Annotated in this window: 5 protein-coding genes; 1 reads left to right on the top strand and 4 read right to left on the bottom strand. The window is 53.6% G+C overall.

Annotated features, from left to right (window positions below; translation table 11 throughout):
- Positions 1-71: 71 nt before the first annotated feature.
- The 3 genes from BR04_RS07835 to BR04_RS07825 form a co-directional block, all read right to left on the bottom strand.
- Positions 72-569, bottom strand: a complete 498-nt coding sequence (locus BR04_RS07835; RefSeq protein ID WP_496355444.1) for an Lcl C-terminal domain-containing protein — start codon at positions 567-569, stop codon at positions 72-74.
- A gap of 43 nt (positions 570-612) precedes the next feature.
- The gene (locus tag BR04_RS07830) at positions 613-1,110 is read right to left on the bottom strand and encodes an Lcl C-terminal domain-containing protein (RefSeq protein ID WP_496355443.1); all 498 of its coding nucleotides are present in this window, start codon (positions 1,108-1,110) and stop codon (positions 613-615) included.
- 676 nt (positions 1,111-1,786) lie between these two features.
- Complete coding sequence (locus tag BR04_RS07825) at positions 1,787-2,539, bottom strand: hypothetical protein (protein ID WP_496355442.1); 753 nt, start codon at positions 2,537-2,539, stop codon at positions 1,787-1,789.
- Between the two features lie 324 nt (positions 2,540-2,863).
- Here BR04_RS07825 and BR04_RS07820 point away from each other — a divergent pair, with 324 nt between their 5' ends.
- The gene (locus BR04_RS07820) at positions 2,864-4,525 is read left to right on the top strand and encodes a substrate-binding domain-containing protein (protein WP_496355441.1); all 1,662 of its coding nucleotides are present in this window, start codon (positions 2,864-2,866) and stop codon (positions 4,523-4,525) included.
- Positions 4,526-4,577: 52 nt separating this feature from the next.
- Here BR04_RS07820 and BR04_RS07815 read toward each other — a convergent pair whose 3' ends face one another.
- The gene (locus tag BR04_RS07815; protein WP_496355440.1) at positions 4,578-11,000 is read right to left on the bottom strand and encodes a response regulator; all 6,423 of its coding nucleotides are present in this window, start codon (positions 10,998-11,000) and stop codon (positions 4,578-4,580) included.
- Positions 11,001-11,204: the final 204 nt, after the last annotated feature.

Below are 11,204 nucleotides of genomic sequence, written 5' to 3'. Positions count from 1 at the left end.
CTTCACCTGAACCTTTTTTTTCTTCATGGCCTTTTCCTTTCTTTCTGGTATCCCATGGTAAAAAACCAAAATCACTGCCCGGCACGCACAAGGCGGAGCCGGTTGTAGTCGCCCTTGCCATAAGAGCCGACATGACCGTCATCGAAATTGAAGAACCATGCACAGTGAATATCGTTGACATCGGGCGAGGAAGACCAAACGTAGTAAGAACCAGGGAGAAATTTTTTATAATATGGTGCCAGGTTTTTCAGCTCATCAATGGTTGGAACCCGGAATCCTCCCGAAGCTGTTATCCGCACTGCATCATACCAGCTTCCTTCCCATGCGGCTCCGCTACAGCCTGAACCTGTCCAGCTCTGACCATAGGCACAACGCTGCCATTCAAGACCTGTGGTATTGTCCCGGATAATGGAGCCATTGCTTCCTTCTACCTCCTGAAACCGGGGAGGCGGCTGGGGCGGCTGGGCTGCCTGCACGGCCCCTGCAAAGCAGAAAAGCACCAACAGCCCAAAAAAAACCACCAGATTTTTTCTGACTCTCCCCTTCACCTGAACCTGTGTTTTTTTCATGGCCTTTCCTTTCTTATGGATGCCTCATGACAAAAAACCAAAATCACTGTCCGCCGCGTACAAGGCGGATCTGATAACCATCGTAATCGTTCTTGCCATTATAATTGGAACTGCCGTACCTGAGAGAAAGGTTCCACGCATAATCATCACTTCCCTTATAGGTCGAGGAAGACCAAAAACAGGCATCACCAGGAAAAATAGTTCTGTCATATGGATCCAGAGTTATCAGTTCAGCAATGGTCGGAAGCCGAAATCCATCAGGAGCTCTCACCTCGATGGCATCATGCCAGCTTCCTCCCCAGGCGACTCCGCTACAGCCTGAACCTGTCCAGCTCTGACCATAGGGACAGCGCTGCCATTCAAGACGGTTAACAACGTCCCGGAGAATAGCGCCATTGCTTCCGGCGACCTCCTGAAACCGTAAAGCCGGATTCTGTGATGCCTGTGCAATGTCTGCAACACCCAAAAACATCAGCATCCCCCAAAAAAACAGCAGATTTTTTCTGAAACATATCTTCATCTGAACCCGTTTTTCTTTCATGGCCTTTTCCTTTCTTAAAGTAATTCTGCAAACCTTCCTGCGTTACAAAGCTTTTAAGACTGACCCTTAAGGCACCGTTTCATGGGCCTTGTACACTGACACAGCAACAAGCATACCCAAAAGACCCCTGCCTGTGCACACAGGCAGCAGGTTTAAAAAAGATTCTGATTACCACTCTGACTCAGCCATGCAGTCGCAGATTTTGCACATGCATCATTGAATCTATCGTTCCCACGCTTCAGCGTGGGAATGCATCTTGAGACGCTCCAGCGTCTTGAATCCGGGACACTGCCATGACCCAAAAGCCTGTAGGGAGTCCAGAAAGCGGATACGCTCCATGTTTTGGTCTGGATCGTCCCGGTGCTTCGTCAATATCCAGTTTCCAGAAAAGGGATTCCCGAGGATACTCGCCCTGGGCGCAGGAGCGCCCGGTAGTGCGTTCCCACGCTAGAGCATGGGAACGATAGCTGAAGCAAGATGGTAATCAGTAAAAAGATTGTAAGCGCCACCTTGTTTCCGCCAACAAAACGGTTACATGCCAATAACCTTGTCATGGTAAGGTCTTCGACCCCATCACAGCCTGACAGCAAAGGGGCCAGCAAACCATGGCTGATTCAGGCTGCGCATCGGATATTCCTATGGCTTGATGAGATTGTGGAATACAGCTCTGGAAGAATCAGGTTTTATCTGTACACTGTCTGCCCGCAGGCAGATGAAAACGGATCGGAAGGTAGAGGATGGCGTAAACTGGTACAAAAATCCATTCCCTTTTCCCGAACCCAAAAATCTCCGCCAGAACGGTGGCAAGAACCAGCACAACAAGGGCGGTCCACATGGCCCCCAACCCTCCCATCGGCAGACCGAGCAGGGCAAAAAAGCTGTCCTCTTCCGGATCAGGGACGTCCTTTTCCTCCATGAAACGCAGGCAGATCAGAAGAAAATCCTCCAGCCGGAGAAAAAGCCCCGTCAGAAGAACGGGCCAGTATGCTGTTGCCATGGCTGCAATGGCCTGAAAGGTAAAACGGTTCTGGGGCTTTTCCGTAAAGGCTTCGGCAAGAAGAGCTGCCATATAATGCACCCAGGTGAAACAGATGGCGCAGATAATAAAAAGAATCACAAAGGCCAGAAATTTAGAATTTCCTGTGAGGGGCTTTCCGGCTGGGGTTTCTGCGGTAAAGGCATGGGGAAAGAAGGGATAAAGGGCAAGACAGGAAAGCAGAATCAAAGCCATTGACAAAAAGGATGTCACCCAGAAAGCCCAGAAGACGTCTTCCGCTGTCCAGCCGAAACGCAAGGTCATCCAGAGGGTGAAGGCAAAAAAAAGGCAGGCTGTCACCCAGCGGACGGGCGAGCGCAAAAGCACTAAACGGGGTCTCCCCTTTGCCTGTGGAGGCGGGGAGGATAAAATAATTTTTGGCTGTCTGCTCAAGAAAACCTCCTTTCCGGTCTGGCGGAATCCGTAAAACAACGGGGTATACCGCCAGATTCTTCCGGATCCGAGCTTCCTGTCAAGTCTCCGATCCCCTGCTCCCGCATGGGATCGATGGATTTCATGTTGCAAAGGTAATTTTGCAACTGCTCTCCCATCTCAGGGAAAATGCATGGAGGCCGGTTAAAAAAAATGCCGTATCCACAAATCCCATACCTGAAGCTCATCAGAACTGAATATGAGATCTGTAGGTCTGCCCTGCTGATGTGTTTTTCCCGGTAAACGATCCATGAAACAAAAAGCAGGACAATAAGGAGCAGGACAATGCTGCGTGACAGAGAATCTTTGACCATCATGGTGTTTCTGACACTGGTTCTGGGCTTTGTGGGCTTCCTCTTTTTTCAGATTCAGGGTGGAGGTTCTGAAGCCAGCCCCATCTCCATCAAGGAAACTCCGGCCAAAATGCCGGATCATTTTTCCATCCGAACCCTCACACCGGAAGGCACCCCCCTTGCCGGTGTGCAGATCCTTCTTGCGGATAAGGATGTCCAGCTCCGGAAAACGACGGATGTGGATGGAAGAGCCCATTTTTCAGGTATCCGGGTACAGCGTTTTCTCCTCACCGCAAAGACCGAAGGCTATCAGGAAACGTCCTCCTGGTTCATGACCGGCACATCGGAAAATCTGACCCTTCCCCCTGAAATACCGGTGCGTGAGCTGGTGCTGCGCCTCCACGGTTCCAACACCATCGGAGCAAAATATGCGCCGGATCTGGCCATGGGATATCTTGAAAAACTGGGGGCAAAGGACATCCGCCCGGAAAAGGAAGCCTCGCCTGAAGAACAGGAAGTCTCCGGCATGCTGGAAGGAAAAAGACTTGTGGTGGACATCAAAGCCCATGGTTCTTCCACGGGTTTTGCTTCCTTAAAGGACGGAAGCTGCGACATCGCCATGTCCTCCCGTGAAATCAAAGACAGCGAGATTCTCGATCTTCAGCATCTGGGAGACATGAAGGCCGTGGCTTCGGAACATGTGGTGGGGCTGGACGGCATTGCCATCATCACCCATCCGGCCAACAGCCTGGAAGCCCTTTCCGTGGACACCATTGCCGATATCTTTGAAGGACGGACAGCCCGATGGGAAGAAACGGGAAGCCGCCTGAACGGTGGAATCGAAGTGTATGCCAGGGATGATAAATCCGGCACCTACGACACCTTCAAGGGACTGGTGCTGGGGAAAAGAAAACTTCACGAAGGGGCAAAGCGTTTTGAATCCAACGCCCTTCTTTCCGATTCCGTTGCCAGAGATACAAACGGTATCGGCTTTACGGGCCTGCCCTATGTCAACCATTCCAAAGCCCTTGCCGTAGGTGTGGAGGGCGGGAGCAGTATTTTTCCCACCTTCTTTACCGTGGCCACGGAAGACTATCCCCTGTCCCGCAGGCTGTATCTCTATACGGCTGCGGCCTCGCCCAATCCCCATGTGCTGAACTTTATCCACTACGCCCTTTCCGACGAAGGCCAGCAGAAGGCAGCGGATACGGGCTTTGTGGATCTCAGGATCAAAACCTTTGCAGCGCCTGTTCCGGACACAACAACCCAGGTGCAGGATCAAGCCCTGGTGGAAGCCTATGCCAAAGCTGTTCAGGGAGGCTTACGGCTTTCCCTCAACTTCCGCTTCCGCTCCAATGTCTTTGAACTGGACAGCCGGGGCATGCGGGATCTGCAACGGGTCATCACTTTCATGGGAAAACCGGAAAACCACGGCAGGGAAGTGCTGCTTGCGGGCTTTGCGGACAGCCATGGAGACTACAGCTACAATCAGGAACTTTCCCTGAAACGGGCACAGGTGGTGGCGGATGCCCTGAAAGCCAGGGGCGTGTACCGTGTTGCAACCCTGGGGGTGGGACAGGAACTGCCCGTGGCGTCCAATGAAAGCCCTTCGGGAAGGGGCAGAAACCGTCGGGTGGAAATCTGGCTGCGCTAGGTATTTTTTGCGGCTTTACGGAGCACCGGACAAGGATGTCAATCCGGCCTGTTTATGGAGCATAGGTCTTCAGGATTTCCAGAAGTTCTGTTTTTTTGAAGGGTTTGGTCATGTATGCGGTGCATCCGGCAGCCAGAAGTTCCCCTTCCATGCCCTTCAGGGCATGGGCCGTGAGGGCGATGATGGGGGTTTCATGCTTTCCCTTTTCCCTTTCCCACTGCCGGATATGCCTTGTGGCCTCAAATCCGTCCATGACAGGCATCTCCTTGTCCATGAAAACCAGATCAAAGGCACCTTCCGTGAATTTTTCAAAGCCGATGCGCCCGTTGGCCGCCACCTCAAGTCTGTGGGGGATGTGCTTCAGATTGACGGCAAAGAGGGTCTGATTGATCACATGATCCTCCACCAGCAGAATGGAAAGGGGGCGCAGGTTTTCTTCAACAACACCCTCCCCTTCCCATAAATCCCTGCCTTTTTCTTTTAATGATATTCCTGCCACTGAAAGGGCCTGTTGCAGATCCTTCCTTTTCACAGGTTTTACCAGTTTGACAGGAATCCCCAGCTGACTGGCCCGTGAAATCTGCTCAGAAATTCCATCGGAGGTCAGCAGGATCACCGTATTGCCAAGATCACCATAAAGCTCCAGAATTTTTTCCGCCGTTCTGAACCCGTCCATACCCGGCATTCGGGCATCCAGAAAAATACGGTCAAAGGATCTCGTGGACAGGGCGTCCAGTACCGCTTCTCCGCTTTCAACGCCAAGCACCTCTGCTCCCCATTCCCCAAGCATTCTCCCAAGGATGCTTCTGCTGCCATCATGGTCGTCAGCAAGGAGAACAGAAAGGCCCGTTCCCCGGAAACCTCCGGTGTTCTCACTGTTTGGGACCGGATCAAAAAGGCAGGTAAAGGCAAAGGTGCTGCCCCTGCCGGGTTCACTTTCCACCCAGAGTCTTCCGCCCATGGCCTCCACAAGCTTTTTGCAGATGGCAAGGCCAAGGCCCGTGCCTCCGTATTTACGGGTGGTGGCAGCATCGGCCTGCTGAAAATCCTGAAACAGTCTCCCTTGAGCTTCTTCAGAAATCCCGATTCCTGAATCCCGAACGGCAAAATGAATTTCCAGCCTCTCTCCCCGGCTCTCTTCCCGCACCTCCACCAGAATCTCACCCGAATCAGTGAATTTGAGGGCATTGCCGATCAGATTGGTCAGCACCTGACGCAGACGGGTGGGATCACCAACAACCTGCCGGGGCAGATCCGGGTGGAGATCACAGAGAAACTCTATCTGCTTCTCATGCACCTTGAGGGCCAGCACCTCGCACACCGTCTCAACCATGTCGGCAAGATTAAAGGCGATGCTTTCCAGCTCAAGCTTCCCGGCCTCCACCTTTGAAAGATCAAGGATATCGTTGATGAGATGGATGAGGCTCTCCCCGGCGTTGCGGATGATATCCACAAAACGCATCTGCTCACGATCCAGCGGGGTTTCCCACAGAAGATCGGCCATGCCGAGGATGGCATTCATGGGTGTTCGGATCTCATGGCTCATGTCCGCAAGAAAACGGCTCTTGGCCTGACTGGCCGCTTCTGCGGATTCTTTGGCGATCCTGAAGGCCTCAGCTTCCTTCCTTGCGGTGACATCCTCAAGAATCCCCTGAATATAAAGGGGATTCTGGCTGGCATCATAGATCAGGCCCGCAGACAGGGACACCTGCATGGTGTCCCCGTTTTTTCTGTACATTTCCGTTTCAAAGTTCCGCACCATGCCATGTTTTTCAAGAAGCCCCACAAACTCACTGCGTTTTTCCGGATTCACATACTGTGTTGCCGCATCCCTATGCATTTCAAGGGCTTCTTCCATGGAGGCATAGCCACAGATTGTTGCCATGGCCGGGTTGATGGTCAGGATGCGGCCTCCAAGAGTCGCCTGAAAAATCCCCACGGCCACATGCTCAAAAATCCCCCGGTACTTTTTCTCCGACTCATGGAGTTTTCTGTAAAGTCTTGCATTTTCGATGGAAATGGCTGCCTGGGCACAGAGGATGTTCAGGATCTGCACACGATCCTGTGTAAAAACCCCTTTGGCCCCGTTGTTTTCAAGGTAGAGAAGCCCTGTCAGCTTTCCCTGCTGGAGGATGGGCATACAGAGAAGGGATAAGAGCTTTTTGTACAGCACCTGGGTGTCATGGGCAAAAATCCCCTCGCCCGAGGCATTTTCCAGCACAAGCTCCCTGCCCGTCCGCGCCGTGTAATGCACAATGGAGGGGACAAGGGCATTACAGGCCTCCAGCGCAAGGCCATCGGGAAAAACCAGAGGCTCGGAATCGGCGGCAACAAGAGCTTCCACCATGAGCCTGTCCCCATCTTTCAGGATCAGGGCACCCTGCTGCGCCCCGGCGTTTTCAATGAGATGCCCCATGATTTTTTTCAGAAGCTCTGTATAGTCCACCTCACCTGAAAGGGCCTGGGAGATTTTCACGATGCTCATCAGATCCAGGGCTTCTCCTCCGGTATCCAGGGAACTGGAGGAGATGGATGTGATCCAGCCCAGCCGCCTTTCCGGCACCGCAAGTCCTGCCAGAAGTCCGGGGTGACGGCGTTCCATGGCCTCGATCCGGATGCTGGCCCCCCAGAGGGTATAGGCATAATGGGCCTCTTTCATATACAGGGCCGCAGGCTTTTCATCTCCCTCAGCCATGAGAAATTCCGCATAAAGCTCATTGGCAAGGGCCTCGTCCTGAAGAAACCCATTGGCACGGGCCAGTCCGATGGCCTCCCTGTAATGGCCCATGGCCTGAAGGATCTTCTTACGGATACGGCAGCGTTCGGCCTCCACAAGATGCCAGCGGTGCAGGTGATTCATGGGGGCATGGCCTGCCCATTTTTTCATTTTTTTCTGATTGGCGGCCACCTTCCTTAAAGACCGCCTTTTGTCTGAACCCGACAGAAAAGGCACCCTGCCCAGCCGGATCAGGCAGTCATAAAAATAAAAAAAAGGTACGGCAAAGGTTGATCGTGCGCCCGCAAGGTACTTTTCTGCCGCAGTCACATTGTCCAGCGCACAGACAAGATCTCCGGAAAAATAGGCCCGTACGGAGTGGTTCAGATACGCATGAAAGAGGGTCGTACTGTCACGGCCTTCAGAAAATACCGGCTCTCCTCCCCCACACTCTCCCGGCAACAGCCCGTCCTTCTTCGACTCCTGCCCCATGAGTGTCAGAACGGTCTGATAATAGATCTCAATAATCCCCAGGGACATGGACTGCCGGATTCCCGAAGTTATGGCATGGTACTGCTCCATCTGCTGGGCCACCATTTGCAGGGGCTTTCCCGCTGCATAAAAATGCAGGCAGCAGACCACGGCGGCCAGGGCCGCAAACTCAAAATCCCCCCTGTCAAGGCAGATCCGGGAAGCCTGGGCCAGTTCCTCCAGCGTACCGTCCAAAGGCTCCTTCCAGTGCCGGATAAAGGCATTGCAGACAAAGGTAACACGCCCCTCAACCTCAACGGCATGGAGCTTTTCCACAAGCTTTCGGGCGAGCCTTCCGAAATCATTGCCCTTCTCCATATCCCCCATGACCCCGCACAGGATGAAACCGTAACCGGCAAAAACATAGGGGGCTTCCCGTGACAGGCCATGCTTCAGAAGAAGGGTGATCCGCCTGAAGGACAGCAGGGGAGAAAGCCGGGGCATGACCAGATAGGCGGTAGGCCCCAGCATGGTCATGATCCGGATGGCGGCTTCCTTTGCAGGGTCGTTCATGGCAGGAAGGGCCAGAAGAGCCTCCATGGATCTTCCCGCCAGAAGGTAGCGGGTCTGTAAAAGGCCCACGAACAAATGGGGGGCTGACGGATCTGAAGGGAGCTTCACGCCTAAATCCTTCAGAAAGGAAAGGGCGATTTCTATGGTTTTCAGGGGCTGATTCCCTGCGGTACAGGCATGCATGCGGGTAATCACGACGCCGGTCTGATCCAGCAGGCTGCGGGCATTTTCGGTGACAATCCGGGCCATGGCCTCCATGTCCCCATAGTGGCCTGTCAGGTAAAAGGCCTCTGCGGCTGCCGTATACAGGTCAAGGGCAAGGGCATACTGCTTTTCCCAGGGCGCGTCAGGAAGCCAGAAAATGCCCTGCTGGAAATAGTCCGAGGCCGCATCAAAGGCCGCAGACGCCCTGGCCCTGCGTCCGGCGGCAAGGTTCAAGGCGCTGAGTCCTTCCCCTTCTCCTACAGCATCCGGACAGTCACGCCCGAGATTAAAATGGTTCACAATCTCAAAAAGGCGCTCCTCCTGCCCCTCGGGAGAAAGGGAAGTCCGCAGGAGACGCCCCACCCTTACATGCACCGCTTTTTTATAGATCTCCGGAATCATGGAACCTGCGGCCTGCTGCACCCGGTCGTGGAGAAAACGATAGCGGCTGGAGACACCTTCCCTTTCATGGGAAAGCCCCTCCACCGGAAGCACGGTTCCTGTCAATGGGCCGGGAAGATCCCCTGTTGCCATCACAAGCCCCGCCTTCAGGGCGGGCCACAGCTCCGAAAAGGTTTGGGCCAGGGATTTTTCCCGGACAATGGAGAGAACTTCAAGGTCAAAGGCAGCGCCGATGCAGGCGGCAAGCTGTAGAATTTCCTGGGTTTCTTCGGGAAGCTTCCCAAGCCTTGCCACCATGAGGTCAATGACGTTATCCGTCATCCCAAGGCCTTCTATCCCAAAAAGATCCCAGACCCAGTGCCTGTTTTCCCTGTCAAAGACCAGCAGGTTTTCAAGGTGGAGGGTTTCAAGGAACTGATTAAGGAAAAAGGGATTGCCCCGGGTTTTTTCCAGACAGCGCTCCGCAAGGGGGCGAACCTCCTCCTTTTCGCAATGGAGGGTATCGGCAAGGAGCTGTTCCACAGAGGCAGGGCTCAGGGGACCGAGGGCCACGGCCTCAACACGCACACCAGCCTTCCGGATCTTCTCCAGAACGGCTGACAGGGCATGGGTTTCATCCACATCCTTGTCCCGGTAAGCGACAATGAAAAAAAGATGGCGGATACCGGCACCTGTCATCAGGTATTCCAGGAGGCTTAAGGATGCGGAATCCGCCCACTGCATGTCATCCAGAAAAATGAAAAGGGGCTGGCCTTCCCGGATCAGCGCCCGGAGAAACCCTTGAAACACATGGCAGAAACGGTTTCGGGTTTCAGAAGCAGACAGCTCCGGAGCAGAAGGCTGGGAGCCGATGAGCCATACCAGTTCGGGAAGGACATCGGTCATCACACAGGCATTGTTTCCCAACGCTTCCAGAAGCTTTTTCCGCCAGATCCCCAGCACCTCTTCCTTTTCCGTTAAAAGGGTCAGCATCAGGTTGCGCAGGGCTTCCAGCAGGGGGGCATAGGGCACACTGCGTTTTAAAGGATCAAATTTGCCCTCAATGAAAGCTCCCCCCTTCTCCAGCCCGTGTTTCCGGATTTCACGGACAAGGGAGGATTTTCCCATACCGGCAGGGCCGCTCACAAGCAGGATGCCCGTCCTCTGGTAAGGGTCACTGAACATGTCACGGGCTTTTCCCAGAGCCTCGCTGCGTCCATAGAGTTTCTGGGAAATTTCAAACCTTTCAAAAAGATCTTCTCCACCGGGAAGAAAGGCATCGATACGCTTCTTTGTCTGCCACTGGCTCAGACAATTCTGAAGATCCGCCACAATCCCTGAAACGGACTGGTACCTGTCTTCCGCCATTTTGGCCATGAGCTTCAGAATCACAGCGGAGACGGCCTCCGGAATCTCAGGGTTCAGCGTATGGGGCGGAAGCGGCATTTTTGCGATGTGACTGTGCACAAGCTCTAAGGGATCTTCGGACTCAAAGGGAAAACGGCCCGTGAACATGAAATAGAAGGTCGCCCCAAGGGCGTAGAAATCACTGCGGTAATCCACTGCCCGGCCCATGCGTCCGGTCTGCTCCGGCGCCATACAGACAAGGGTTCCCTCCAGCACATTGGGATTCAGGATGGCCTGATGCTCACGGGAAAGTTCCGTGGAAACACCGTAATCCATAAAACACAAGCTGTCTGTTTCCGGATTGTAGAGGATATTGGAAGGATTGATGTCCTTGTGGATCACCTGCTGACCATGGATGCGGCCCAGGGTTTGTGTGATACGGATGGCAAGGGAAAGACCTTCTTCAAGGCTTACGCTGCGAAAGGTGAGAAAGGCCTCCAGGGTCTTTCCCCCGAAATCCTCCTCAACCATGGCATGGGAATTTCCGAATCTTTCAAAGCCCAGAACCCTTATGCCCCCGTGGCCGGAGAGCTTCAGCCCGATCTCATACTCCCGCCTGAAACGGGTGATCTCACCTGGAGACGGATACTCCCGGTTCAGGCATTTGAGGATGACGGGAAGGGCATCCGCCTCCCTTGTGGCACGGTAAATGACCGAACGGGCGCTCTCAAACAGAAGTTCCCGGATCTGGTACCCTGAAATGTTCTGCCATTTTTCATCCATCGCAGCCCTTTTGTGGTGCAGGCCTTTTGTGACCGCCGGAAAAAAGTAAGAAGAGGAAGTCAAAAAAATAACGGACTTATGATACACAAGATTCCTTCATCTGTGCAATCGGACTTACGGCAGCGGGATTCTGGTGCGGAAATACGCCGTCCTCTGTTCCGTATTATCTTCAACCTGTCACTTCCACAGCAGACAGCGTTCACA

It is taken from the genome of Desulfobotulus sapovorans DSM 2055, from assembly GCF_059569355.1.
This window is presented reverse-complemented; position numbering and strand designations above follow the sequence as displayed.

What these genes read in the sequence shown, in the direction of transcription:
- BR04_RS07835 (WP_496355444.1), bottom strand. Translation starts at nt 569, where the DNA reads ATGAAAAAAACACAGGTTCAGGTGAAGGGGAGAGTCAGAAAAAATCTG.
- BR04_RS07830 (WP_496355443.1), bottom strand. Translation starts at nt 1,110, where the DNA reads ATGAAAGAAAAACGGGTTCAGATGAAGATATGTTTCAGAAAAAATCTG.
- BR04_RS07820 (WP_496355441.1), top strand. Translation starts at nt 2,864, where the DNA reads ATGCTGCGTGACAGAGAATCTTTGACCATCATGGTGTTTCTGACACTG.
- BR04_RS07815 (WP_496355440.1), bottom strand. Translation starts at nt 11,000, where the DNA reads ATGGATGAAAAATGGCAGAACATTTCAGGGTACCAGATCCGGGAACTT.